This window comes from Streptomyces sp. NBC_00190 (genome assembly GCF_036203305.1).
Taxonomy (GTDB): Bacteria; Actinomycetota; Actinomycetes; order Streptomycetales; family Streptomycetaceae; genus Streptomyces.
Genome location: NZ_CP108131.1, coordinates 7,990,362 through 8,016,309, shown reverse-complemented (window position 1 = coordinate 8,016,309; position 25,948 = coordinate 7,990,362). Strand labels below are relative to the sequence as shown.

The following is a 25,948-nucleotide window of genomic DNA, read 5'->3' as shown; positions in this document are numbered from 1 at the left end:
GGCCCGCTCGTCCACCAGACCGGGAGAGACCCCCCAGGTATGACGACATTCGAACTCCCCCTCCTCGACGGGGAACACTGGTGGGGCGGAGCTGTCGCCGAAGGGCGGCACATGCCGTACCCCGACGGCTACACCTTCGACCTGCGTGACGTGCTGGCCAACCAGGGCATGCCGCTCCTGCTCTCCGACCGCGGCCGCTGGGTGCACAGCGAACGCACCTTCACCTTCACGATCTCCGACGGCCGGCTGACCGTGCACACACACGAACCGGACGCGGTCATCGAGCACGGCGAGGGGCACGGCGGTCTGCGCGAGGCGTACCGCCACGCGATCACCCACCGCTACCCTCCGTCCGGCACGATGCCGGACCCCCTGCTCTTCGCCGCGCCGCAGTACAACCTGTGGATCGAGACGGTGTTCGAACCGACCCAGGCGAAGGTGCTGGCGTACGCGGAGCGCCTGCTCGCGGAAGGCTTCCCGCCCGGCGTGCTCATGATCGACGACCGGTGGAGCAACGACTACGGGGACTGGACCTTCCATCCCGGCCGCTTCCCCGATCCGGCGGGCATGGTCTCCCGGCTCCACCAGCTCGGCTTCAAGGTGATGCTGTGGCTCGTGCCGTACGTGACCCCGGACTCCCCCACCGCGCGACAGCTGGGCGACCAGGGCCTGCTGATCCGCGACACCGGCAGCGGCGCGGACGGGCGGGCCAAGGTCGCTTGGTGGTGGAACGGCTGGAGCGCCGGACTCGATCTGCTCGATCCGCGGGCACGGGCGTGGCTCACCGGCCGTCTGGAAGCCCTGCGTGACGACATCGGCATCGACGGGTTCAAGTTCGACGGCGGCGACGCGCCCTGGTGGCGCTCGCTCGGGTGCGCGGACCCGGAGGCGTACACCCACGCGTGGAACCGCTTCGGTGCCGACTGGCCGCTCAACGAGTTCCGTGACGCGTGGCGCGCCGCCGGCCTGCCGCTCGCACAGCGCCAGCAGGACAAGTACCACCTGTGGGAGGGACGCTTCGGGCTGGACAGCCTGATCCCGAACGCCCTGGCCCAGGCAGTGACCGGCCACGCGTTCACCTGTCCCGACATGATCGGCGGCGGCGAGTTCCGCTTCGTCCCGGGCGAGGACGGCGAAGGTTTCGACGAGGAGCTCTTCGTCCGCTACTCCCAGATCGCCGCACTGTTCCCCATGATGCAGTTCTCGGCAGCGCCGTGGCGCGTGCTCTCCGCCGACGGCCTCGCCGTCGTCCGCGCGGCCGCCCGCCTGCACACCAAGCTGGGCCCGGAGATCCTCGCTCTCGCCGCGCACGCCGCGGCCACGGGCGAACCGATCCAGCGCCCCCTCGAATGGGCCTTCCCCCACCAGGGCTACGCGGCGGTCACCGACCAGTTCATGCTGGGCGACACCCTGATGGTGGCTCCGGTGGTGACCAAGGGCTCGGTCGGACGTGAGGTACTCATCCCGCCGGGCACGTGGCTGGCCGACGACGGCCGGTCGTACGTGGGCCCGGCCACGGTATGGATCGACGCGCCCTTGGCCCGGCTGCCGTATCTGCGGAACACGGCCGCGCCCGAGGGGTGAAGCGCCTGCCGGACGGCGCCGTGGCCGCCGCCCGGATCAGGCTCCGGGGCCCGGTTCCCCCGGAGCCGGTCCGGTGGTGGCCCGGATGACCAGCTCGGGATCGAACAGCAGTTCCCCGACCGGTACGTCCCGGTTGCTGACCAGTGCCAGCACGCTGCGGCCCACCTCCAGTGCCAGCCTGTCGGCCGGCTGCCGGACCGTGGTCAGGGGCGGGTCCGTGAACTCGGTGATGGCCGAACCGTCGTAGCCCACCACCGACACGTCGCCGGGCACGGAGCGCCCCTGGCGCCGGACGCCCCGGATCGCTCCGAGAGCCATGTAGTCGCTGGCCGCCACGATCGCGGTCGCGCCCAGTGCGAGCAGCGGGCCGACGGCCGCCTGGCCGCCCTCCACCGTGTAGGACTGCCGTACCACCCAGCGCTCCGGGTCCTCGATGCCCCGCTTGGCCATGGCTTCCAGGAATCCCCGAACCCGGCGGTCGGCGGGCTGGTTGCCCGCCGGCCCCGAGGCCATCCCGATGCTCCGGTGACCCAGCCGGTGGAGGTGGTCGACGGCCAGTTCGGCGGCGAGCGCGTCGTCCGTGGAGAAGACCGGGGTGGGCACTCCGTCCGCGAACTCGCCGTTGATCCCGACATAAGGGACCCGGCGCTGGCGCAGCAGTTCGTACGTCTCGGTGTCGGCGCCCTCGACGGTGTTGGAGGCGGACAGGAAGACGACGGCCGCGACACCCTTGTCGACGAGCGCGGAGATGAAGTCCCGCTCCTGCACACCGCCAGGGAAGGCGGGGCACAGGACCGTCTTCAGTCCGTGCGGGGCGAGTGCCGACTCGATGCGCTCGGCCACATCGGCGAAGAACGGATTGGAGACGAACTCGGTGATCACCGCCACCAGTTGGCCCTGCGTCTGCCGTTCGTAGCCGAGCTCCGCCATGGCCTGTTCGACCGCGTCCCGGGTCTTCTTCGACACGCCCTGGCGTCGGTTGATCACCCGGCTGACGGTCGCCTCGCTGACCTGGGCGCGAGCTGCGACCTCGGTGATCCCGACCTTCATCGCGGTCCTTCCGTGATCGTGAGCGATGCCAGACCGCCGCGCGGCACGGCCAGCGAGCGTGCTCCCGCAGGCAGATACGCCGGCGGACCGTCCATGATACGGCCGTCGGGCCCGTGGACCGTGCCCTGGATCCGGGCCCCGCCGCCCTGCACCTCGACCATCACCCGGTCCCGGTCCGAGCCGTTGACCAGGTGGAAGTGCCGGTGTGCGGAGACGTCCAGCGGGACGACCCGGTCGCCGTGCACGCTCAGCAGGCAGTGGTCCCCGGCGCTGGCCCGCACCAGCGGGTAGAGCTCGTCGGGTCGGCCGGGCTCGACCTCCCCGTCCAGCAGCAGCTCGCGGCGCAGCCGCCACTGCCGCAGCCAGAAGCCGACCGTCTCCCGGTGCGCCGCCGGTACGCGGTCCAGCCGTACGGAGATCTGCGGCACCGCGTGCAGGGCCCCGATCAGCTGCCGGGCAACCGCGGTCACGGGCGCGTCCGGCGACCACAGGAGCATGTCGGAGTGGACGGCGCCGCCGACGGCGAGCAGTGCGGTGTCGAGCGTGCGGACCCGGTTCGCGGTCGCGTCCGCCGGGCAGTCGAAAGAGCGCAGCATGTTGCCGAAGGGAGCCATGCCGGGTCCCGTGTAGGGCTGCCGCAGTTCCAGCAGCAGGCCCGGACGTACGGCTTCCAGGGCCGCGCGCAGCTCCGTCAGCAGGATCACCATGGCCTGTCCGACATCGCCCGCGCCGTCCTGCGCGTACACCATGGCCTGGTCGAGGAAGTCGAGCTTCAGTCCGTCGAGCCCGTACGCCCGGACCAGCCGGACGCAGTGCCCGACGACGTGGGCGCGTACCTCGGGGCGGCGCGGGTCGAGCACGTGCGCGCCGGGCACGGTGGCGGCGGCGGGCGCGCAGGGCGCCCACCGGTCGTGGCAGGCGGCGTCGGAGCCGAGCAGCAGGGGCGCCACCCAGGCCAGGTAGCGCAGTCCGTGGGCCCGGACCCGGGCCACGTGCCCGGCGAAGTCCGGGAACTTGGCCCGGTCGGGACGCCAGTCCCCGCAGCCCGCGTATCCGCGCCCGTGGCCCAGTTCCTGCCAGCCGTCGTCCAGGATCAGCGCACCGCAGCCGAGGCCCGCGGCCAGTTCGGCCTGGGTCTCGACGGCGTCCGCACTGACGTCCTGGTTGAAGGCGTACCAGGTGGAGTAGACGGGGGTGCGGGCCGCGTCGGGCACCGGCATGGGGGTGAGCGCGGCGGCGAACCAGGCGCGCAGTACCCGCGCGGCCGCGGCCACGGACGGTGAGCGGGGAACGAGCAGGAGCCGGTGGGGCTGCCGTGAGGCGGGCAGGCGGAGGTGGACGACGTGGGTGTCGTTCTCCTCGGACACGCCGAAGCGCAGGGCCGCCTCGGGGACCGGGTCGGCGGCGGCGAAGGTCAGGAGGGTGGCGCCGGTGTGGTCGTACAGGCATCCCGCGGCGTGTCCGTCGACCAGGGAGACCCGGGAGCGGCCTTCCCAGTCCGCGAGGAGGGTGCGCCGCCAGCCGCCCTGGGGATGCCAGTATCCGGCGGCGTCGCCCAGGGGCACGGAGAAGCGGATCTCGACGGGGGCGCCGTCGGCCCGCACCTCCAGCACGTGCAGTCCTGCCGTGAGTTCGCCGAGGGACCAGGCGGGGCGGACGCCGGGGGTGTGGGAGAGAACGGCGACCGACACCCCGTCGAGCAGCGGCTCGTGGCGGGCGGGCGCGAGCCCCGCGGTGGTCACGGCCTCGGTGCCGTCCGCCGGGGCGGTGGTGGTCTGCACGGTCACTCCTTCACGGCGCCGGCGAGCAGGCCGGACACGAACTGGCGCTGGAGCGCCAGGAATACGAGGGCCATCGGGATCGCGGCGGCCGCTGTTCCCGCGAGGATCGCGCCGTAGTCGGTGTCGTCGAGGCCCTGGAGGGAGGCCAGGGCCACCGGGATGGTGTACGAGGCGCTGTCGCGCAGGACGATCAGCGGCCAGACGAAGTCGTTCCACTGGTAGAGGAAGAGGAAGATCGCCAGGGCGGCCAGCGCGGGCTTCATCGGTGGGAGCACGACCTTCCAGAACAGTCGCAGTTCACCGCAGCCGTCGATGCGGCCCGAGTCGAGGAGTTCGTCGGGGAGCGCGGCCATCGACTGGCGCATCAGGAAGATGCCGAAGGGCAGGGCCAGGTTGGGCATGATCACGGCCTGGTAGGTGTTCAGCCAGCGCAGTTCGGCCATCATCTGGAAGAGCGGTACGAGGGTGACCTGGGCGGGGATGACGAGCCCGAGCATGAGCAGCCCGAACAGTGCCTCGCGGCCCCGGAAGCGGTACTTGGCGAAGCCGTATCCGGCCAGGGCGCAGACGGCTCCCGCGCACAGCGTGTAGATGACCGCGATGAGAAGGGAGTTGAGGACCACCCGGCCGAACTGGGCGGTGTCCTGGAGCGTTCGGAGGTTGGCGGCGAGGTGTCCGCCGGGCAGCAGCGGCGGCGGGCTGTCGAAGATCTCCGAGGAGCTGTGGGTGGCGGCGACCACGAGCCAGTAGAAGGGGAGCGCGAAGGCGGCGAGCGCTATGGCGAGTCCGGAGGTCAGCAGGATGCTCCTGCCCCGGTGGCGGGCGGCGGTCATGGCTTCTCCCCCAGGAGGCGGAACTGGATCATGCCGAGGATGCCGATGAGGACGGCCAGGGCGTAGGCGATCGCGGAGGCGTACCCGAAGTCGAAGTATTTGAAGGCGTTCTGGTACAGGTACACGCCGATGGTCAGGGTGGCGTTGTCCGGGCCGCCGCCGGTCAGCACGTACGGCTCGTCGAAGACCTGCAGGGTGCCGATGGTGGAGAGCACCGTGGTGAGCAGGAGCGCGGGGCGCAGACCCGGCAGGGTGACATGACGGAAGGACGTCCAGGCGCCGGCCCCGTCCACGGCCGCCGCGTCGTACAGCTCGGCGGGAACGGCCTGCAGGCGGGCGAGCAGGATCACCGCGTTGTATCCGGTGTAGTGCCAGGTCAGGGCGAGACCGAGGGAGGCCTTCGCCCACAGGGGGTCGGTCAGCCACGGCACGGGGTCCGCGCCGAAGAGGTCCAGCAGCCAGTTGAGCAGCCCGTAGTCCTTGCTCAGCAGCACGGAGAACAAGATGCCGTAGGCGACCAGGCCGGTGACCATCGGTAGGAAGAAGCCGAGCCGGAAGACCGCGCGGCCGCGCAGCAGGGTGGAGTTCAGGGCGACGGCGAGCCCGGTGGCGAGGGCCAGCATCAGCGGTACCTGGACGGCGAGGATCACCGAGGTGTTCTTCAGGGCGGTCCAGAACAGCGGATCGCCCAGCAGCCGGGTGTAGTTGTCGACGCCGACGAACCGCTCGGTCCCGCCGACGGTCTTGTGGAGGCTGATCACGAAGGACCGGCCGATGGGGTAGATCTTGAAGGCGGCGAAGAGCAGCAGCGCGGGCAGTACGAAGAGGTACGGGGCGACGCGGCGACGCGGCCGGGACCTCGGGGCCGCCCCCCGGGAGGGGGCGGCCGGGGCCGTGCGGCCGGTGAGCGTCGCGGTCATCGGGAGACCTTGCGTCCGGTCTGCCGGGCGAGCTGGTCGGCGGCCTCCCCCAGCACCTTCGCCGGGTCCGCGCCCCCCAGGAGCACCTTGGACTGGGCGTCGGTGACCAGCTTGAGGGCGCGGGCGTAGTCGGCGGTGTAGTTGAAGGCGGACGAGGGTGCCTTGAGGGCGTCCAGGAAGACCTCGCCCTTCTTCTGGCCGCTGAAGAACGGCGAGGGCTCGTGGAAGACCGCGTCGTCGTACGCCTGCATCAGGGCGGGGGCGATGCCCTTGCCCTTGTAGATCTGCACCTGGGAGGACGGGCGGGTGAGGACGAACTCGACGAAGGACCAGGCGGCCGCCTGGTGCTTGCTGCTGCCCGCGACGGCGAGGTGGGTGGAGTTGACCATGGCTGCGGTGGAGCCGCCCCGGCGTACGGCCGGGGGAAGCCGGACCTTCCACTTCCCCGCTTCCTCGGGCACCTGCTCCTCGACGACGCCGCCGAACCAGGTGGGCATGGGGAGGACGGCCGCGGTCCCTTGTTTCAGGGAGGTCATCAGGGTGTTCCAGCCCCCGGAGAGGTCACTGACCAGGCCGGCGTCGTTCATCGTCTTGATGAGCGTCATGGCCTTCACGGCCTCCGGAGAGTCGAGGGTGATGTCCCCGGCGAGGTTGAAGTAGAAGGTGCCCTGCAACTGCAGGAGCATCTGGAAGAAGTTGGCGGCGTCGGCCTGCGAGGCGGGCTTGTCTATGCCCAGCAGGTGGGCGCCGGTCTTCTGCTTGATCTCCTTGCCGGCCTCGATGGTTTCCTCCCAGGTCTGGAGGGCGCCGGCGTCGACCCCGGCCTTCTCGAAGAGGTCGGCGCGGTAGTAGAAGCCCGCCGAGTTCGCCTCCCAGGGAAGGGCGTTGACGCGCTTGCCGTCGGGGGTCACGGTCTGCCACAGGCCCTGGGCGAAGGCGTCCCGGTAGGCGTTCGCACCCAGCGGGCCGAGGTCGGCGAGGCCGCCGGGGAACTTCTCCACGTAGCCCGGCAGGTAGTCGACGCCGATGTGCAGGACGTCGGCGAGGCCCTGGCCTCCGGCTGCCAGACCAGTGGTGATCTTGTCCCAGATCGCCGGGTTGCCGATGTCCTCGATCGTCACCTCGATCTCCGGGTACTTCTTGTTGAACTCCGGGACGAGGGCCTTCATCTCGGCCGCCGGCCCTTGCCAGGACCAGACCGAGATCCTGCCCTTGTGCTTCTCGCCGGTGGTTCCGCCTTGGCCCGTGTCGCCGGTGCCGGAGCAGGCGGTCAGGCCGGTGAGCCCGGCTCCCGCGGCGATCGCGCCGCCGATCCGCAGCACTCTTCGACGTTCCAGTTCCATTGCTGACCACCCCTGCTCGCACCGTTGCGGAAGCCCGACTGGCCGGGACTGTAACAACGTCAACTCTCGACTTGCAATAGAAAGATGAAAACTTTCAGTTTGATCCAGCAAGCAATTCTGGTGAGATCCATTGCAAACCTTCAAGAGTGGTTGCTAGCGTGCCGCGCGCCCAGCTCACCGCAGACCGGTCGCCCCACCTCAACCCGGGAGAACCCGATGACGCGTTCCCGTGTGTCGCTGCTGTCCGCACTCGCCCTGCTCGCCCCGCTCACCCCGCTCGTCCTCGGCAGCCCCGCCACGGCGGCGCCGGCGCCCGCCCCGCTCACCATCGCCAACCCCGGCTTCGAACAGGGCGGTACGGGATGGCAGTTCACCTCCGGCACCGGAGTCGCCACGAACTACCCGCACGGCGGGGCGCGGCTCGCCTACCTCGACGCCGGGCCCGGAATGAAGGTGTCCCAGACCGTGACGGCCGCGGGCACGGGCGTGTACGACATATCCGCCTGGATCGCGACGGGCGGGCCGAACGGCCGGTACGTCGCCCGCGTCAACGGCGTGGTCGCCGCCGCGCAGACGCTGCCCAGCGCCTCCAACTACCGCCGCTACACGCTCAGCCGGATCTCCCTCACCCGCGGCGACAGGCTGGAGATCGCCTTCGAGTCGGGGGACGCCTGGGTCAACGCCGACGACGTGATGCTCTCCCCCGCCTCCCCGGCGGACCCCCGGATCAGCTCCTCCGACCCGAAGATCGTCGAGATGTTCGACTGGTCCAAGCGGAAGGCCAACAGCTGGGTCCACCTGCCCGGCACCCAGGGCCCGCTCAACGTCGACGAGAACAACACCGGCGGCAGCGGCACCGGCACCTACGCCGCCTCGTACTGGGCCGGGTACGCGAACCGCAGCGGCTACTACTCGCGCGACATGGCCCACCAGCTGGCCGGCGCCGGGGTCCTCGGCCTGCACGCGGAGAACAAGACGATGCTCCGCTCCTTCGCCGCGTCCGCCACTCCCGCGCACAAGTACTACCCGGCGTGGGCGCTCAACTTCGACGCGAAGACCTACCTCTCGATCGACTACAAGAGCCCCACGAACTTCGTCCGCGAGGTGCCCGCCACCTTCGAGCTGGTGCAGAAGTCCGAGGAGGCGTACCGCTGGAGCGGGGACCGCTCGTACGTCGAGGACCCGGCCCTGTGGGACTTCTACCGGCACGCCACCGACGAGTTCGTCACGCTGCACGACGGGCTCAAGGACAACGGCGCCGTCAAGGTGGCGGAGGGCACCGGCAAGGGCATCTTCCAGGGCACGGCGAGCTACAACGAGCAGAGCGGCGAGCCGCTCGCCGAGGCCGGCGACGCGATCGGCTCCCAGTACCAGGCGTACCTGGCGATGGCCTCGCTCGCCCGGGCCAAGGGGGACTGCACGCTCGCGGACCGGTACGAGTCCAAGGCCCGGGACCTGAAGGCGTACTTCAACTCGACCTGGAGCGGGACCGGTTCGGGCGCGGACATGGTGCGCGGCTACACCACGGACGGCCGCGCCCTGACCGGGTGGGGCAAGGAGAACAGCTGGTTCATGCCGATGAAGCAGATCGTCGAACCCGGCGCCCGCCGGGAGGCCTACCTGGACTACATCGACCAGCAGGCCTCGGGCGCGGGCCGGCCCTCCAACGTCGAAGCCCTCACCTACCTCCCGGACACCTTCTTCCGGAACAACCGCAACGACACCGCCTGGAAGTGGATGAAGGACGTCTACGACCGCAAGGACATCCAGCACGTGAACACCAAGCAGGGCACCAACGGGGACTACCCCGAGGTCTCCTTCACCCTGCTCGGCCAGACCGTCGAGGGCCTGATGGGTGTCACCCCCAACGCGCCCGCACGCACCCTGAGCACCCAGTCCAGGCTGCCGTCGGGCATGGACTGGCTGCGGATCGACGACCTCCGGGTGGGGGGCTCGGCCTTCTCCCTCCGCCACGACGGGGCGACGAAGTCGTCGCTCACGCACAGTTCGGGCAGCTCCTCGTACACCTGGGAGGCCCGCTTCACCGGCACGTTCGCCACGGTCACGGTCGACGGGGTGGCCCGGCCCGCCCGCACCAAGATGATCGACGGGGTGACCTACACCTACGTGACCCCGGTCGTGGCCCCGGGCCGCACGGTCACGGTCCAGGTCGGCTGAGGCGCCCGGGGCGGGCCGGTCGCGGCATGCGGCCGGCCCACGCCCGGCGGGACACCGGCCCAGCGGCCTAGCCTGGAGAGATGGGCGGTGAACTCGTGACGCTGTTCCTCGCCGGTGACGTGATGCTCGGCCGCGGCGTCGACCAGATCCTTCCGCACCCCGGCGACCCGGCCCTGCCGGAGGCGTACGTCACCGATGCCCGCACGTACGTCGAGCTGGCGGAGGCGGTGAACGGCACGATTCCGCGCCGGGCGCCCTTCACCTGGCCCTGGGGAGAGGCCCTGGACCTCCTCGACGCGGCCGCGCCCGACGCCCGGATCCTCAACCTGGAGACATCCGTCACCCAGAGTGACGATGTCGCCCCCGGCAAGGCGGTGCACTACCGGATGCACCCCGCCAACCTGCCCTGTCTGGCCGCCGCCCGTCCCGATGCCTCCGTCCTCGCCAACAATCACGTCCTGGACTACGGCCGCCCCGGGCTGGCCGAGACCCTCGACTCGCTCGCCGCCGCGGGACTGCGGACGGCGGGGGCGGGCCAGGACCTGGAGGAGGCGCGGCGGCCCGCGGCCCTCTCCCTCTCCGGGAACCGGCGCCTGCTGGTCCACTCCCTGGGCATGGCGTCGAGCGGTATCCCCCACAGCTGGGCAGCCACCGCGGACCGGAGCGGGATCGACCTCTCGGACGAGGCCTCGGACGCGGCCGCGGCCGAGGTGACCGGCCGCATCCGGCAGGCGAAACGGTCCGGCGACCTCGTGGTCGTGTCGGTCCATTGGGGTTCCAATTGGGGCTACGCCGTCCCGCGCGATCAGATCCGCTTCGCGCACGCACTCGTCGACGGTGGCGCGGACGTCGTCCACGGACACTCCTCGCACCATCCGCGCCCGTTCGAGGTGTACCGGGGCCATCCGGTCTTCTACGGCTGCGGGGACCTGATCGACGACTACGAGGGCATCGGCGGCCACGAGCAGTACAGGGACGATCTGCGGCTGCTGTACCTCATCTCGCTGGAGCCGGACACGGGCCGGCTCGACCACGCCCGCCTCGTCCCCCTGCAGGCCCACCGGATGCGCCTGCGGCACGCCTCACGTGAGGACACCGGCTGGCTCCACGAGGTTCTCGCCCGCACCAGCCGGGCTTTCGCCACCCACATCACCCACGACCCGGAGGGGACCCTCACCGTCCGCCCGCCGCAAGGACCCTGACGGCCGCACGGCGGCACGGTCGCGCGGCCGCACGGATCACCGTGCCGGCACGGCGAGTTCGCCTCCGACGTAGAAGCCCTCCCGTTCGTCCTCGACGTACGGGCCCATGGCCTCACGCCGTCGCTTCTCCGCGTCGGAGGACCGCCACGCGTCGCACGCCTGCCGGGAGTCCCAAAGGGACACTCCGGTGATCTCCTGCCCGTCCTCGGACCAGTACGCAAAGGCGCGGCGCATGCCATCAGGGTGGGAACCGGGGCGCCACGCCCTCTCGAACTCCTCCAAGGCGCCGGCCTTGATGCGGCGCGTCGTCACCCAGACGAAGTGTTCCTCCACGGCAGCCTCCTCAAGAGCAGGGAACGGCCCGCCCCCTCTTTGACCACAGTAGGTCCGCGGACCCGCTTCCGCCTCCCGGCTCGCTGCCGACCGACCCTGTCGTGCACCTCCCACCGCGGGCTCCCCTGGTGGCACGACGCGCGGCTCGGCTTCCACCACCCGGTCCCGGCGGGTGCCAACTCTCCGCACGCGGACGTAGAGGAGAGGAATTGGTCGCGGGTCGTCACCCGTGCATGATGGGGCCGCAGACATGGATCATCCGTTGATCACAAGGCGTAGTGACGTCCGTGATCGGGTGAACCGTGCCTGCTCTGCTCCCACATAGCAGGTGGCGTGCTCGGCGCGCCGCCGTTTCATGCGCAAGGAATTTCCCTGATGACTGTCAACTCCTCGTCCCCTCAGCCAAACGGGTCGTGGCCGGCCGGTCCGGCCATGGGCCAGACCCCTCCCGGCTACGGTCCCCAGCCGCCCACGGGGTGGCCGGCGTCCGGTCCCGGCCCGGGCCATCCGGGGGCGGCGGCGATGGTCTGCCGCCATTGCGGGGCGTTCCCGGCGGTCCCGGTGACCTTCCGTCTCCACCAGGGCTTCCTGGTGCTGATGCGATTCCACAAGATGGAAGGCCCCTTCTGCCGTGGGTGCGGGACCTCGTACTTCCGCGAGATGACCGCGCGGACGCTGTGGCAGGGATGGTGGTCGCCGCTGTCGCTGGTGCTGTTCACGCCGTTCACGCTCATAGCCAACCGGGTGGCGCTGGGGAAGGTGAACCGGCTGCCCGAGCCGTCCGGAGGCCATGCGCGGCTGCAGACCGGGGCGCCGGTGCTGAAGCGTGCGACGAGCCTTGCCGTGCTGCTGCCCGTGGCCTGGGTGATCTGGGTGATCGCCAACATCATCAACGACGTCACTTCCTGAGCCGACCGGCCCGGGGCGGCGGTGCCGTCACGGTGTCGCCGCCCTCGCCCGTGCCGGCCAAGTCCGTTGCTTCACGGAGGACTTGATCTATTGGGTTGCCGCCGGCCACCAGAGTCGGATAGGAAACTTGCATGCTAAAAGGCAGCAAGGTCGGGCTCAGGGCCCGGCACGAGGACGACATCCCGATCCTGCGGACCGAGCTCTACGACGACGTGGTCAACTCCTCGCGGGCCGAAAGCGGGCCGTGGCGGCCGATCACGCCCGGGTCGAAGGATCCGCGGCTCGTGGTGGACGACAAGGAGCAGGGTCACGTCCAGTTCTCGGTGGTGGAACTGGAGGGCGGCACGCTGGTCGGCAGCGCGGTGCTGTGGGGCATCGACAACCACAACCGCTGCGCTCACATCGGGCTGGGGCTCCTGCCGTCCTGCCGCGGCAAGGGCTACGGCACCGACGTGGTCGCGGCGCTGTGCCACTACGGCTTCGTCGTGCGCGGCCTGCAGCGGCTGCAGATCGAGACGCTGTCGGACAACGCCGCGATGCTGCGCTCCGCCGAGCGCAACGGCTTCGTCCGCGAGGGCGTGCTGCGCTCCTCGGCCTGGGTGATGGGCGAGTTCCTGGACGAGGTGCTGCTCGGGCTCCTCGTCCAGGACTGGAAGCAGGACTCGAAGGACTAAGCGGCCTCGGGGACGTGCCCTACTTCCCCGAGGCCGCTGAGACAGCCGGGGGAGCAAGATCCGGAAGGGGCGGCTCGGCCGCGTCCTCCGAATCGGGCCGGTCGGCGATCTCCATCGCCCAGGCGCGAAAGGCCGCCCGGTCCTGCGGCCGGATGCGCAGTTCGGCGGGGACGAGATCGGAGGCGGCCGCGTCGAGGAGGTCGGCGAGGCCGAGGTGGAACCAGTCCCAGTGCACGCCGTTGTAGGCGGCCATGAGGGGACCGACCCGCTCGCGGATCCGGTCCGCTTCGGCCCGCCCGACCCCGTTGCGCGCCAGCCGGTCCAGGGTCTCCGCCTGGTGCCGACCGTCGAACCGGGTGTCGAGGAACGGTTCGAGCAGGTCGCCCCAGATGTCGGGGCGGCGGCGTACCGGGATCCGGTTCTCGGCGCAGAACCGTTCCAGCCTGGCGGTGTCCCGGGAGGACACGAAGACCGTGTCACCCGGGACGGTACGCAGCTCCGGCGGGCTCGCGGCGGGGTCGGCGTCCCTGACGGCCGCCGCAGGCAGGACCTTTCGCGGCGTGGCGGCGTCCGCGGCGGGCACGGAGTCCGGAAAGCCGCCCCAGTCGGCGAAGACGTACATGCTCACCGAGCCATCCTGCCCTACGGCATGCCTTGGGCAAGGGCGTTCAGGCGTCCACGGGCTGCCAGGCCGGGCCGTCCCCGTCGTGCCGGACGTGTCCGAACACCACATCGGCGAAGTGGACGCCGAAGCCGATCGTGCCGGGCTCCGCCAGCTCGGCGACGAGGCGGTGGCGGTGGTCGGCGGTCCGGGTGCCGTCGTGGTCGAAGGCCGAGGACCAGCCGGGGTGGTCGATCTGGATCGGTGAGTGCACGGCGTCACCGAAGGCGATCAGACGCCGTCCGCCCCCGGTGATGACGTACTCGGCGTGCCCGACGGTGTGGCCGGGGGTGATCCGCACCCGTACGCCGGGGAAGATCTCCTCCCCGTCCGTGATCGTACGTACCCGCGGCGCGAGGGCCGCGACCTGCTCGGTCATGCCCTGGGCCTCCAGGAGGTCGCGCCGTTCCCACTCCGGCTCGGAGATCAAGTAGTCGGCGTGGGCGAACACGGGCCGCACGCCGCCGGGAGCGGGATGGCAGGCCCAGCCGAGGTGGTCGGCGTGGAGGTGGGTGAAGGCCACCGCCTCGATGTCCTCGGGGCGCCGGCCGAGCTCGGCAAGGCTGCGCGGGAGTGCGCCGCCGTGGATCGTACCGAGGGGGCCGTCCGGCTCCTCGTGCGTCTGCGGGCCGAAGCCGGCGTCGATCAGCAGCGCGCGGTCGCCGTGCTCCACCAGCAGACCGCCGACGCTCCCCACGAGGTGGCCCGTGGCGTCCAGGTACTCCGGGTGTGCGGCCCACACCTCGTCGGTGGTGTCCTGGAGCAGTTGCAGCGGACGGAGCCGCACGTCGCCGTCCGGCACGTACGACACCTTCGTGTCGCCCAGCCGTATCGAGCGGATCCCCGCCGGCCGGCGCAGTCGTACGTCCTGATCCACCGTCAAGTCAGCCATGAGTGCTCTCCCATGAGTCGTCATCACGTCGCTGCGGGGCGTTTCCCGCGGCGACGACGGCAACCATAAACATCAAGCTTGAATCATTCAAGTTGTAAATATGTTGTCTTGACGGACTTGCTAGGGTGGTGCCATGACGACGCCCCCCGAGTCGCAGGTCCTCGCCGAGCGGCAGCTGTGCGGTCTGGTGAACGGACTGGCCCAGCGGATCGCCGAGCACGTACGGGAGCGCGCCGCCACCCTGGGCCTCACCGCGTCCCAGGCGACCGCGCTGCGGGAGATGAGCGGGCCGATGACCATGCGGGAGCTCGCCGAGCGCATGAGCTGCGAGCCCTCCAACACCACCTTCGTCGTCGACAAGCTCGAGAAGCAGAGCCTGATCGAGCGCCACCCGCACCCCACCGACCGCCGCGCCAAGCACCTCGTCCTCACCGACGAGGGCACCGCACTGCGGACACGCCTCCTCGCACTCCTCGCCGTGGACTCCCCGCTGTCCGGCCTCACGCCGCAGGAGCAGCGCGTCCTGCACGGCCTGCTGGAGCAGGCCGTCACCTCTCCGTGAGCCGGCGTCAGCGCGAAATGCACGGCGAGGCCCCGGGACGGACGTCCCGGGGCCTCGTGCTGTCACCGTTCACCGTTCACCGCTCACCCGCTGCCAGGCGGGCGGGTGCGGCTATTTCACCGAGCCCGCCATCACGCCCTGGACGAAGTGCCGCTGGAAGGCGAAGAAGACGATCAGCGGGACGACCAGGGACAGGAAGGCCCCCGGTGCGAGGACGCCGATGTTGCTTCCGAACTGCCGCATCTGGGACTGCAGCGCGACCGTGAGCGGCTGGGACCCGCTGTCCGCGAAGAGCAGCGCCACGAGCATGTCGTTCCAGACCCAGAGGAACTGGAAGATGGCCAGGCTCGCGATGGCCGGGCGGCCGAGCGGCAGCACGAGCCGGGAGAAGATCCGCCACTCGCTGCCGCCGTCCATCCGGGCGGCTTCCAGCATTTCTCTCGGTATCTCGGCGAAGTAGTTGCGCAGCAGGAAGATCGCGAACGGCAGCCCGTAGGCGACGTGGAAGAGGACGACGCCCGCGATCGAGCCGAACAGTCCCACCGCGCCGAAGAGTTTGGCCACGGGCAGCAACCCGATCTGCACGGGTACGACCAGCAGCCCGACGACCACCAGGAAGATGCCGTCCCGGCCGGGGAAGTCCAGCCACGCGAAGGCGTATCCGGCGAGTGCCGCGATGGTGACCACCAGGAAGGTGGTGGGTACGGAAATCAGGACGGTGTTCCCGAAGGCCGCCGCGATGCCTGAGTCCTTCAGCAGGGCGCTGTAGTTGTCCAGGGACAGCTGGGACGGATCGGTGAGCGCGGTCCACCAGCCGTCGGAGGCGTTGTCCCGCTCGGAGCGCATCGAGGACAGGAACAGGCCCGCCAGCGGCGTGATCCAGACGAGGGCGACAAGGATCAGCGCACCCTGGACGACGGAGTTGCTCAGCAGGCGCGACAGCCGGTTCCCGCGCCGCGGCCCGGGCACGGGCGGTGCGGGCACGGGCCGGACCGTCGCCGCCCGCCGGGTGGCCGCCCGCCGGGGCGGTCGGCGCTCGATGGTGCTGTGGCCGCTCATGCTCCACTCCTTCGGAAACGCCGGATGTTGAAGACCATCGCCGGGACGACCAGCAGGAGGAGCACCACGCTGAGCGCGCTGCCGAGCCCCTGGTCGTTGCCGCCACCGAAGGAGACCAGCCACATCCGGGTGGCCAGCACGTTCGCCTCTTCCAGGACCGGTCCGGGCGCGATGATGTAGACGAGGTCGAAGACCTTCATCACGTTGATCACCAGGGTCACGAAGACGACGGTGAGTACCGGTGCGAGCAGCGGCACGGTGATCTTGCGGAAGATCTGGCCCTCGGTGGCGCCGTCCATCCGCGCGGCTTCCAGCGCGTCGCGTGGGATGGCCGCGAGGCCGGCGCCGATCAGGACCATCGCGAAGCCGGTCCACACCCACAGGTAAGCGCCGATGATGGCCGGCGTCACCAGCGTCGGACCGAGCCAGTTCACCCCCTGGTAGGGGGCCGCGAAGTTGGCCGCGGGCAGTCTGACGGTGTACTCGCCGTCTGCCAGCCCGGTGAAGCGGAACGACCCGTCGTCGGCGCTGGTGGCGGTCGCTGCCACCCGGCCGTCCCGTACGGCCTCGACCGTCATGCCGGGCAGCCCCTTCTCGCCCGGGTCGACCTTGCCCGGCGTGCCGGCACCGCCGGGGGCGAAGTCGAGGTAGACCACTCCGCCGATGCCGTCCGTGCCCGGCGCCGGGGCGGCCGCGGCCTTCGCGCCGACGGGCATCGCGTCGGGTGCCACCCCGACGAAGCCGAGGCTGACCGAACGGCCGGGACGTACGGCCTCCTCGGTGCTGTACGGGCCGCCCGCCCCGCCCGTGAGGCCCTGGCCCTCCCGGGCACGGGCGGTCGGATAGGCGGCGGCGTCGTCGAAGGTGTCGTGGACGCCGACGACGGCTGCGTTGAGCACGCCCCGGCCCGGGTCCTGTTCGTAGGCGAGCCGGAAGATGATGCCCGCGGCGAGGAACGACACGGCCATCGGCAGGAAGAGCACCAGCTTGAACGCGGTCGCCCAGCGCACCTTCTCGGTGAGCACGGCGAGCATCAGCCCGAGTCCGGTCAGCAGGGTGGGAGCGACGACGACCCAGATGGTGCTGTTGCGGATCGCCTTGAGGGTGGCCGGGTCGCGGATGATCGCCGCGTAGTTGCCGGCTCCGACGAAGCGGTCGCCGCTCGCGTCGAAGAAGCTGCGGCCGAGGGAGAAGAGGACCGGGTAGACGACCAGCGCGCCGAGCAGCAGCAGGGCCGGCAGTACGAAGACGACCGCGAGGCGGCGCTTCCTTCGCTGGGCCAGCCGTCGCCCGTCGGCCGGGGCGCGGGCGGTCACGGTGTCAGCCATGGGAGCCGCCTCAGTTCCCGTAGGCCTTGGCGGCCTCGGCTTCGAGCTTCGCGGCCGTGCCCTGCGGGTCCGACGGGTCGCGCAGGAAGTCCTGGAGGAGCTTCCACTCGCCCGCGCCCTTGGTGCCGCCGAACGCGGCCGGGGCCTGGTCCGACATGTCGAAGCGGATCGAGTCGCCCGCCGCGATGAGCGACTCGGCGGTGCTGCGGGTGACGGAGTCGCCGTACGCGGCCATGTCGACCTGGATGTTCGGGGACAGGAAGCCGCCCGCGCCGGCCCAGACCTCCGCCGCCTCGTGGCCGGCCAGGAATTCGAGCAGCTTCATGCCCGCCTTGCTGTTCTTCCCCTGCTTGAGGACGACGGCCGCGTCACCACCGCTGACGACCGGTGCCTTGCCGCCGTCGACCGCGGGGAACGGGAAGAACTTGGCGTCCTTGCCGGGCTGCTTGCCGAACTGGTCCTTGGCGACGCCGCCGACGAAGTCGCCCTCGTAGACCATGCCCGCCTTGGGCTCGGGGCCGAAGACCTGCTCGACCGACGAGGGGAAGTCGGTACCCAGCGCCGTCTGGGCGCCGCCGGCGACGAGCTGCTTGTCCTTGAACAGGTCCCCGAGGGTGGTCAGCGCCCTGACGACGCTCTCGTCGGTCCACTTGAGCTTGTGCTGGGCGAGCTGGTCGTACTTCTCCGGCCCTGCCTGGGAGAGGTAGATGTTCTCGAACCAGTCGGTGAGGGTCCAGCCGTCCTCCCCGGCTATGGCGAAGGCCGGACGGCCGGAGTCGGCGAGCGTGCGGCCGGCCTTCAGCAGGTCGGTGTAGCTCTTGGGCTCGCTGACGCCGGCCTGGGTGAACGCCTGCGGGGCGTACCAGACGGTGGACTTGTGGGCGGCCTTGAAGTAGAGGCCGTAGTACGTGCCGTCGACGGTGCCGTAGTTCTTCCACACCGGGGCGAGGGTGGAGCCGGCCGTGTTGGCGGCCTGGTCGGACAGGGGCTGGAGCCAGCCCTCCTTGGCGAACTGCCGGAGCACACCCACCTGGGGAACCATCACCACGTCGGGGGCGTTGCCGCCCTCGATCTTGCTTCCGACGAAGGTGGAGACGTTGTCGCCGGAGGGGACGAAGACCGTCGTGGCGCCGGTCTTCTCGGTGAAGGCGTCCAGGACCTTCTTGAAGTTCTTCTGCTCGCTGCCGGTCCAGACGCCTGCCACGGTCACGGTCTGGCCGCTGAGTTCACCGCCGCTCGCGGGGCCGGTGGTGCCGCCGCAGGCGGTGGCACCGAGGGCGAGGGCGAGGGCGGCCGCCCCGGTGGCAGCGGTCCGTCGGGTCGTCTTGCTGGGTCGTCGCATGATGAGGTCCTTTTCGAGGAAGGCCGGGGCCACGGGGTGGGTCATGGCTTCACTTGGAGGGGTTTCGCGCGGGGAGGGGGAGGTCAGGGTCAGGGGGCCGGGCACTCGCCCGTCCACCAGGCGGCGGTCGCCGCGGGGAGCACGCCGTCGGGACAGGGGCCGCTGGCGAGCAGCGGAGTGCCGGGGACCGGGGCGGGCACCGGCTCCGTGCCGAAGTTCACCGCGCAGACCAGGCCCTCGCCGCGGGCGATCGCCAGCACCTGCGCCGGCGCGTCCAGCCAGCGCAGGGTGCCGTCGCCGAGCTGCGGCAGGGTCCGGCGCAGTTGGAGTCCGTCGCGGTAGAGGTGCCAGAAGGAGCGGGTGTCGGCCAGGGCGCGGTCGGTGGCGTGCTCGGCGAACCACTCGGGCTGCGGCAGCCACGGCTTGGCTCCGACCGCTTCCCGGCTGAAGCCGAACGGGGAGGCGTGCCCGGACCAGGGCAGTGGCACGCGGCAGCCGTCCCGGACGTGCTTGCGGCTGCCGGTGCGGTGGAAGATCGGGTCGGTGAGGACCTCGTCGGGCAGGTCGAGGACCTCGGGGAGGCCGAGCTCCTCGCCCTGGTAGACGTACGCGGCGCCGGGCAGGGCGAGCATCAGGAGGGCGGCGGCGCGGGCGCGGGCGGATCCCAGTCCGCTGCCTTCCACCCCGGGCTCCCCCGCGTAGCGGGTGACCGTGCGGACCTGGTCGTGGTTGTTGAGGACCCAGGTGACGGTGGAGCCGGTGCCGGCGATGTCGCGTATCGCCTCGGTGATCGTCGCGCGGAAGGCGTCGGCGTCCCAGGGCGCGCTGAGCAGGTCGAAGAAGAACGCTTGGTGCAGTTCGTCGGGGCGGACGTACTCGGCGTGCTCGCGTGCGGTCGGCACGGACACCTCGCCGACCAGCAGCCGCTCGTGACCGTCCCGGGCGGTGTACTCCTCGCACACCGAGCGCCAGCGGCGCCACACGCCGTGGACCTCGGGCTGGTTCCAGGCCAGCTGGTTGACGGCGTCACGGGCCCGCTCGTCGGCTTCCGGGTCGTCCGAGTCGGGCAGTTCGGGGTGCTTGAAGAGTCCGGCGGCGACGTCGATGCGGAAGCCGTCGACACCGCGGTCCAGCCAGAAGCGCAGCACCCGCTCGAAGTCGTCGCCCACGGCCGGGTCGCGCCAGTTCAGGTCCGGCTGCTCGGGCGTGAAGAGGTGCAGGTACCACTCTCCGGCGGTGCCGTCGGGCTCGGTGATCCGGCTCCAGGCGGGACCGCCGAACATGGCGCGCCAGTTGTTGGGCGGCTCCGCCCCGTCCGGGCCGCGGCCGGGCGCGAAGTGGAAGCGGGAGCGCGGTGCGCTGCCCGGGCCGGCGGCGAGCGCCTCGCGGAACCACGGGTGCTCGCTGGAGCAGTGGTTGGGGACGATGTCGAGCAGCAGCTTGAACCCGAGCCGACGGGCGTCGGACACCAGCCGGTCGAACTCGGCGAGGTCGCCGTAGACGGGGTCGACGCCGCAGTAGTCGGCGACGTCGTAGCCGTGGTCGTGCTGCGGCGACGGGTAGAAGGGGCTGAGCCAGATGCCGTCGACACCGAGCTTCCTGAGGTAGGGAAGCCCGGCCCGTACGCCGGCCAGGTCGCCGACGCCGTCCCCGGTGCTGTCGAGGAAGCTGCGGACGTAGACCTGGTAGATCACCGCGTCGCGCCACCAGGGGGCAGCCGGGGCGGCGGTGCGGGAGGGGTGGCCGGTGTCGGCCGGAAGGGTGCTGAGCATCTCGCGTCGACCTGTTTCTGCTGAATGCGAGAGCGCCCTGGATCAGGTGCGCTGTTATGCATGCATGTTAAGTAGCAGGGACGGGAAGGTGTCAACGATGTGTCCAGAAACAGCCGAAAGCTGGGATGATTTGTGCGAGATGTCCGCATGCACGACTGAGGGCCTCTACTTAACATGTAAGTAGAGGCCCTCAGGGGAGGCGGAGGAGAGTGCGATCAGCCCTTGCGGGAGATGGTCCCGAGTTCGCGCGCGAGCCGCGCCACTGCCTGGTCGGGAGTCTGGCGCTGCGCCATCAGGTCCTGCGCCACGGCCTGCACGGCGAGGGTCACCTGGTCGTAGCGCGGACTCTTGGGGCGCGGCACCGCCGACAGCACGCTCTGGCGAAGCGTGGGCAGGTACGGATACGCGCGGATCAGCTCGGGATCCTCGTACAGCGCGGCGCGCACCGGTGGCAGCGAGCCCTCGGTGAGAACCTGCCGCTGGACCCGTTCACTGGTGAGGTAGGAGATCAGATCGGCCGCCGACGCCGGATGCCGCGACGTGCTGCTGACGGCGAGGTTGGAGCCGCCCAGCACGCTGGTGCCGGGCCCGTCGGGTCCGGGCAGCGGTACGGCGCCGAACCTGCCCGCGACCTTCGATCCCTCCGCGCTCGCGTCCGCGTACACATAGGGCCAGTTCCGCAGGAAGAGCAGCCGGCCGTCCTGGAACGCCCGCCGCGACTCCTCCTCCTTGTAGCCGAGCGCGTCGCGGGAGATCCAGCCGTCCCGCACACCGTCCGCGAGGAACCGCAGTCCGGCGCGCGCCGCGCCGGAGTCCACGCTCACCCGGGTGCCGTCGCCCTGCAGGATCGAACCGCCCGCCGAGTGCACCGCCTCGGTGACGTTGACGGTGAGCCCTTCGTAGGGCAGGAACTGGCCGGCATAGCCGTCCAGTCCGTACTTCGGGGCGATCGTGCGCGCCTGGCGCACCAGCTCGGCCCAGGTGCGCGGCGGTTGCTCGCCCTCCCGGTCCAGGACGTCCTTGCGGTAGTAGAGCAGGCCCGCATTGGTGACGTACGGGACCGCGTACAGCCTGCCGTCGAAGGTCGCGGTGTCGACGACCGGCCGCAGGAAGGTGTCCAGCGGGAAGCGGTCGCGCTCCAGGGGGGAGATCCATCCGGCCGCCGCGAACTCGGACGTCCACGCGACGTCGATGTTCAGTACGTCGAACCGGTCGCGGCCCGATCGCAGTTCGCTGATCATCTGGGCCCGGGTCTCGTCGGCCGAGTCGGGCAGTTCGACGAGCGTGACGTGCTCGCCGGGGTGGCCCTGGTTCCAGTCGTCGAGCAGCGGGGAGAGGTAGTCGGTCAGGTCGCCCGCCGTCACGAGCGTCAGGGGGCCGCGTCCCCCGGCGGCCACGCCCGTGTCGGCGCGCACGCCGAAACCCGCGTATCCCGCCAGCACCACCGCCGCGACCAGGAGAGCTCTACCCGCGGCACGCATCCACCGCATAGATTCCTCCCAGTGCACGATCCGGCTGCGCCGCCGACCATCGCGGCCTATATATACCCGTTAGGCATGGGCGATACTAGACGTCCAGGCAGACGAGACGGACGGCGGCGCCACTCGGTCCGTTGCCGGGTGAACTGTTGACTACGGAGCGGGAAGGAGGGGGAGCGAGTGCGGCTGGCGCTCCTTGCACTCCTCACCCGTAGCCCCGCGCACGGTTACGAGCTGAAGCAGGACCTTGAGAAGCTCCTGGGCGCCGCGTACCCTCAGCCGAACGTCGGCCAGATCTACGTCACCCTCGGCCGGCTGGAGAAGAGCGGCCTGATCGAAGGCGAGGACGTCGAGCAGTCGGGCCGGCCCAACAAGCGTACGTACAAGCTGACGGACGCCGGGCGCGAGGCCGTGCTGGCCTGGTTCGAGGACACCGCGGAGGAGCCCCGGGTACGGGACGAGTTCTTCATGAAGCTCGCGCTCGCACCGCAGTCGGGTCTGGCCGATCCGGTGGCGCTGATCAACAAGCAGCGGCGACAGTACCTCAACACCATGCGGGACCTGTCCAAGCTGGCCGCAGCGGAGGACCGCGACAACAAGATCTCCCAACTGCTGATCGAGGGCGCCATGCTGCATCTGCAGGCCGACCTCGACTGGCTGGAACGCTGCCAGGAGGAGCTGGAATGAGCGACGACGCCATCGCTCCTGCCGTGCCCATCGTGCGCGCCGAGGGCCTGACCAAGACGCACCACGGCGAGGGCGCGGCGGTACATGCCGTGCGCGGGGTGGACCTGTCCGTCCAGCCGGGCGAGTTCGTCGCGGTCACCGGGCCGTCCGGAGCCGGCAAGTCCACGCTGCTGCATCTGATCGGCGGCCTCCAGCGGCCCGACAGCGGGAAGCTGTGGCTCGGCGGAGAGCGGGTCGACGAGTACCGCGAGGCCCGCTGGGCGGTGCTGCGGCGCCGCAGCATCGGCGTCGTCTTCCAGTTCTTCAACCTGGTCTCCAACCTCACCGTCGCCGACAACGTCGAACTGCCCGCCCTGCTCGCCGGCGCCTCTCCGAAGGCCGCCCGCGAGTCCCGCGCGGAACTGCTCGCCGAACTCGGCCTCGAAGGCCGCGAACGGTCGATGCCCGGCGAGCTGTCCGGCGGCGAACAGCAGCGGGTCGCGCTCGCCCGCGCGCTGGTCAACCACCCCACGCTGCTGCTCGCCGACGAACCGGCCGGCAGCCTCGACAGCAAGGGCACCCGCGAGGTGCTGCGGCTGCTCTCCCGCTTCCACCAGCGCGGCCAGACGATCCTGATGGTCACCCATGACGCCCGGATGGCCAGCGCCGCCGACCGTGTCATCAGCTTCTTCGACGGGCGCATAGCCGACGACGCCCAGCTCGGCGCCGGGCGCCGCGAGCCGGCCGGTGGCGTCCGCGGCGTACTCGAACTGAAGGAGTGAGCGTGCGGGCCACGCTGCGCTGGGCGCACGCCGACTTCCGCGCACACCGCGGCGAAGCCCTCTTCGTCGTGCTGGCCAGCGCCGGGATCATCGCCTCGCTCCTGCTGGCCGGCGCGCTGTTCAGCTACGCCGCGAACCCGTGGCAGCGGATCTTCAACCAGTCCCAGGGCGCGCACATCTGGCTGCACACCCGCGCCGGGGCGGACATGAAGGCCCTGTCCGGCGTGGACGGGATCGCCGCCCTCTCCGGGCCCTACCGCACGGCGGCGACGACGGTCGAGTCGCGTGGCGCGCGGGCCGGGGTGACGCTCCGCGCGGCCGAGGCGCTGCCTCCGGCAACCGGGCGGCCGCTCGTCACCGCCGGCAGCTGGCTCGCCCGGCCGGACGGCGGAGCCCAGGCCGAGGCCGGGGCCGGCACCGTCGTGCTGGAGACCTCGGTCGCGCGGACGCTCTGGGCGGAGCCGGGCGACACGGTGCGGGTCACCGGACCGGACGGTGCCCCGCACACGCTGCGGGTGAGCGGGATCGCCGAGGTGGCCGAGCCCCGCTACCAGCCGGGCGGCGGACCCGGCATCGGCTGGGTACTGTCCGGCACCCTCGACGAGATCGCCCGTGGAGACACGGGGCAGAGCGTGGGGCTGCGCCTGGAGGATCCGGACGACACCGACTTCATGGTCCAGCGCGCCGTAACCGTCCTCGGTGCCGACCGGGTGGCCCAGGTCACCAAGTGGCAGCAGGCCCGGGCCGAGGCAGGCGGCGACGACCGGCTCCTCGGGCAGATGTTCGCCGTCTTCGGGCTCGGCGCGCTGCTCACGGCGGCGCTCGCCGCGTCGGGAGCGATCGGCGCCCGGGTCCGCGGCCAGCTGAGGGACATCGCCGTCCTCAAAGCCGTCGGCTTCACCCCCGGCCAGGTGGCACGCGGCTTCCTCGTACAGCATCTGGCCTTCGCGCTCCTCGGTGTGACCCTCGGCACGGCGGCGATCGCCCTGCTGGGTGCCCGAATACCGGGGCGGATCGGGGACGCGGCGGCGATGTGGCAGGACCTGCCCGGCCACACCGCGCTGATGATCGGCATCCCCTGCGGCGCGGTGCTGCTGATCGCGGCCGCCACCGGGCTCTCGGCCTGGCGGGCCGGACGGGTGCCACCGGTTCCGGTGGCCCGGGCTGCGCTGCCGTCGGCCGCGCCGATGACCGCGCTCGGCAGACGGGCGCTCGGCATGCGGGTGCCCCCCGCCATGGTCCTGGGGTGGCGTGCGGCGTTCCCGCGGCGCGGCCGGACGCTCGCACCGGTGGCCCGGCTCGCCCTGCCGATGGTGCTCATCACGGTCGCGCTCGTCGCGTGGTCGACGCTCGACCAGTTCCGCAGCCGGCCCGCGCAGATGGGTCTGCCCGCGGCGCTGACCGTACGGGCGGAGCAGCCCGCCGGGCCGTCGGACGCGGAGCTGGAGAAGACCCTCGCGACGATCCCGGACATCGCCGCGGTCCATCCGGGCGCGGAGATGGCGGCGCTCGTGCCCGGGCAGACCGGCACCATCACGCTCCGCGGGCTGGGCACGGCCCGGCACCCGTATCCCTCCGCGGTGGTGGAAGGGCGAGCGGTCGGCGGTCCGGACGAGGCAGTGGCCGGGCAGGGGCTGCTCGACCTCCTCGGGGTGCGGGTCGGCGACTGGGTGCGGATGACCGTCGAGGGGCGGCCGCAGATCCTGCACCTCGTCGGCCGCACCATCGAACCCGAATCCGGCGGCCGGGTGATCACCACGACCATCGACGCACTGCGGGAGCGTGATCCGCAGCTGCGGCCCGAGTTCCATGCCCTGGTGCTGCGCGAGGGGGCGGACCCCCGGGCGGTGAGCGGCACGCTCGCCGTGGCGGCAGGTGGAACGCTGGAGATCCGGGAGACGCCCAATCCGGCCGACCGGCTGGAACCGGCACGCGGAGTGATCGCCGCACTGATCGCGGTGCTGGCACTGATCGGGCTGACCGAACTGCTGACGCTGATCGGCACGGGCGTACGCGACCGGGGCCGGGACCTGCTCGCGCTGAAGGCGATCGGGCTGACCCCCCGGCAGATCGGGTCGATGATCGTGACGGCCGCCGGTCTGACCGCGCTCGTATCCGCGGTGGTGGGGACGACGGTGGGTGCGCTGTCCGGCAGCTGGCTGGTTAACGCTCAGGGCGCGTCGAGCGGGATCGGCGCGGGGATCGCCCAGCTGCCGCCGTTGCCAGTGCTGTTGACGGTGATCGTCGGGGCGGTGCTGGGTGCGGTGGCGGCGGCGGCGCTGCCTGCGGCGCGGGCGGCTCGGCGGCGGCTGGCGGACTCGCTGAGCGAGACGCTCTGACCCCCAGGACCCGGAGGGCGTCGGGTCCTTGTCTTCGGCCCTGACGGCACCTCGCCCGCCCGTCCCGCCTTCGTATCCGGCTGCCGGGCCGCCCGCCGGGCCGGCCTCCGTGTCGCAGTCACCAGGCGGGTGTCAGGCGCCCGTCGCGCGCAAGCCGCGGGTGTGCGAATCGCCACGTCCCACGCCATGAAGGCCACCTCTTTGTCCCGTTATGTCCACAATTTAAGGGGTGGCAAATAGGGCAAGAAGGACATGCATCG

General features: G+C 71.2%; 22 protein-coding genes. 9 read left to right on the top strand and 13 right to left on the bottom strand.

The features are described 5' to 3' along the window. Positions 1-39: 39 nt before the first annotated feature. Positions 40-1,584, top strand: a complete 1,545-nt coding sequence (locus tag OG429_RS37090; protein WP_328929651.1) for a glycoside hydrolase family 31 protein — start codon at positions 40-42, stop codon at positions 1,582-1,584. A gap of 36 nt (positions 1,585-1,620) precedes the next feature. Here OG429_RS37090 and OG429_RS37085 read toward each other — a convergent pair whose 3' ends face one another. Genes OG429_RS37085 through OG429_RS37065 form a run of 5 tightly spaced genes read right to left on the bottom strand, consistent with a single transcriptional unit; the run spans position 1,621 to position 7,511 of the window. Then, entirely contained in the window at positions 1,621-2,634 is a 1,014-nt protein-coding gene (locus tag OG429_RS37085) for a LacI family DNA-binding transcriptional regulator (RefSeq protein ID WP_328929650.1), read from the bottom strand. After that, entirely contained in the window at positions 2,631-4,415 is a 1,785-nt protein-coding gene (locus OG429_RS37080) for a glycoside hydrolase family 36 protein (protein ID WP_328929649.1), read from the bottom strand. Before OG429_RS37080 ends, OG429_RS37085 begins: the two co-directional genes overlap by 4 nt. Before the next feature lie 2 nt (positions 4,416-4,417). Beyond that, positions 4,418-5,248 (bottom strand): carbohydrate ABC transporter permease, encoded by an 831-nt coding sequence (locus OG429_RS37075; protein WP_328929648.1) that lies wholly within the window; start codon positions 5,246-5,248, stop codon positions 4,418-4,420. Continuing rightward, on the bottom strand, positions 5,245-6,168 hold the full coding sequence (locus tag OG429_RS37070) for a carbohydrate ABC transporter permease (RefSeq protein WP_328929647.1): 924 nt from the start codon (positions 6,166-6,168) through the stop codon (positions 5,245-5,247). The genes OG429_RS37075 and OG429_RS37070 overlap by 4 nt, the downstream gene beginning before the upstream one ends. Beyond that, positions 6,165-7,511: an ABC transporter substrate-binding protein gene (locus OG429_RS37065; protein WP_328929646.1), complete on the bottom strand. Its 1,347-nt coding sequence runs from the start codon at positions 7,509-7,511 to the stop codon at positions 6,165-6,167. The genes OG429_RS37070 and OG429_RS37065 overlap by 4 nt, the downstream gene beginning before the upstream one ends. A 216-nt stretch (positions 7,512-7,727) precedes the next feature. Here OG429_RS37065 and OG429_RS37060 point away from each other — a divergent pair, with 216 nt between their 5' ends. Further along, a complete protein-coding gene (locus OG429_RS37060) occupies positions 7,728-9,689 on the top strand; it encodes a hypothetical protein (RefSeq protein ID WP_328929645.1) in 1,962 nt (653 codons plus the stop codon). 80 nt (positions 9,690-9,769) lie between these two features. Beyond that, complete coding sequence (locus OG429_RS37055; RefSeq protein ID WP_328929644.1) at positions 9,770-10,891, top strand: CapA family protein; 1,122 nt, start codon at positions 9,770-9,772, stop codon at positions 10,889-10,891. Between the two features lie 36 nt (positions 10,892-10,927). On the opposite strand, the gene OG429_RS37050 is transcribed toward OG429_RS37055, so the two are convergent. Then, positions 10,928-11,224 (bottom strand): antibiotic biosynthesis monooxygenase, encoded by a 297-nt coding sequence (locus tag OG429_RS37050; RefSeq protein WP_328929643.1) that lies wholly within the window; start codon positions 11,222-11,224, stop codon positions 10,928-10,930. 561 nt (positions 11,225-11,785) lie between these two features. On the opposite strand from OG429_RS37050, the gene OG429_RS37045 reads away from it, so the two are divergent. Next, the gene (locus OG429_RS37045) at positions 11,786-12,133 is read left to right on the top strand and encodes a hypothetical protein (protein WP_328929642.1); all 348 of its coding nucleotides are present in this window, start codon (positions 11,786-11,788) and stop codon (positions 12,131-12,133) included. Positions 12,134-12,264: 131 nt separating this feature from the next. Then, positions 12,265-12,807, top strand: coding sequence for a GNAT family N-acetyltransferase (locus tag OG429_RS37040; protein WP_328929641.1), 543 nt, complete (start codon positions 12,265-12,267; stop codon positions 12,805-12,807). Positions 12,808-12,826: 19 nt separating this feature from the next. Here the strand turns inward: OG429_RS37040 and OG429_RS37035 are convergent, their stop codons facing one another. Further along, positions 12,827-13,435: a hypothetical protein gene (locus OG429_RS37035; RefSeq protein ID WP_328929640.1), complete on the bottom strand. Its 609-nt coding sequence runs from the start codon at positions 13,433-13,435 to the stop codon at positions 12,827-12,829. A 40-nt stretch (positions 13,436-13,475) separates the two neighbouring features. Further along, the gene (locus tag OG429_RS37030) at positions 13,476-14,360 is read right to left on the bottom strand and encodes an MBL fold metallo-hydrolase (protein ID WP_328929639.1); all 885 of its coding nucleotides are present in this window, start codon (positions 14,358-14,360) and stop codon (positions 13,476-13,478) included. A 133-nt stretch (positions 14,361-14,493) separates the two neighbouring features. On the opposite strand from OG429_RS37030, the gene OG429_RS37025 reads away from it, so the two are divergent. Then, positions 14,494-14,922, top strand: coding sequence for a MarR family winged helix-turn-helix transcriptional regulator (locus tag OG429_RS37025; RefSeq protein WP_328929638.1), 429 nt, complete (start codon positions 14,494-14,496; stop codon positions 14,920-14,922). Positions 14,923-15,033: 111 nt separating this feature from the next. Here the strand turns inward: OG429_RS37025 and OG429_RS37020 are convergent, their stop codons facing one another. The 5 genes from OG429_RS37020 to OG429_RS37000 form a co-directional block, all read right to left on the bottom strand. Next, positions 15,034-15,981: a carbohydrate ABC transporter permease gene (locus tag OG429_RS37020; protein WP_328929637.1), complete on the bottom strand. Its 948-nt coding sequence runs from the start codon at positions 15,979-15,981 to the stop codon at positions 15,034-15,036. Further along, the gene (locus OG429_RS37015) at positions 15,978-17,309 is read right to left on the bottom strand and encodes an ABC transporter permease subunit (protein WP_328929636.1); all 1,332 of its coding nucleotides are present in this window, start codon (positions 17,307-17,309) and stop codon (positions 15,978-15,980) included. Before OG429_RS37015 ends, OG429_RS37020 begins: the two co-directional genes overlap by 4 nt. Before the next feature lie 10 nt (positions 17,310-17,319). Beyond that, the gene (locus OG429_RS37010) at positions 17,320-18,651 is read right to left on the bottom strand and encodes an ABC transporter substrate-binding protein (protein ID WP_328929635.1); all 1,332 of its coding nucleotides are present in this window, start codon (positions 18,649-18,651) and stop codon (positions 17,320-17,322) included. An 89-nt stretch (positions 18,652-18,740) separates the two neighbouring features. Then, positions 18,741-20,423: a glycoside hydrolase family 13 protein gene (locus OG429_RS37005; RefSeq protein ID WP_328929634.1), complete on the bottom strand. Its 1,683-nt coding sequence runs from the start codon at positions 20,421-20,423 to the stop codon at positions 18,741-18,743. 215 nt (positions 20,424-20,638) lie between these two features. Next, positions 20,639-21,913 carry an ABC transporter substrate-binding protein gene (locus tag OG429_RS37000; RefSeq protein ID WP_328929633.1) on the bottom strand — a complete coding sequence of 425 codons (1,275 nt, stop codon included), beginning with the start codon at positions 21,911-21,913 and terminating at the stop codon, positions 20,639-20,641. Positions 21,914-22,081: 168 nt separating this feature from the next. Between OG429_RS37000 and OG429_RS36995 the strand changes: the two genes are divergently transcribed. Genes OG429_RS36995 through OG429_RS36985 form a run of 3 tightly spaced genes read left to right on the top strand, consistent with a single transcriptional unit; the run spans position 22,082 to position 25,688 of the window. Continuing rightward, positions 22,082-22,588 (top strand): PadR family transcriptional regulator, encoded by a 507-nt coding sequence (locus tag OG429_RS36995; RefSeq protein WP_189743464.1) that lies wholly within the window; start codon positions 22,082-22,084, stop codon positions 22,586-22,588. Continuing rightward, positions 22,585-23,349, top strand: a complete 765-nt coding sequence (locus tag OG429_RS36990) for an ABC transporter ATP-binding protein (RefSeq protein WP_328929632.1) — start codon at positions 22,585-22,587, stop codon at positions 23,347-23,349. The genes OG429_RS36995 and OG429_RS36990 overlap by 4 nt, the downstream gene beginning before the upstream one ends. Positions 23,350-23,351: 2 nt before the next feature. Next, on the top strand, positions 23,352-25,688 hold the full coding sequence (locus OG429_RS36985; RefSeq protein ID WP_328929631.1) for an ABC transporter permease: 2,337 nt from the start codon (positions 23,352-23,354) through the stop codon (positions 25,686-25,688). The last annotated feature ends 260 nt before the right edge of the window (positions 25,689-25,948 follow it).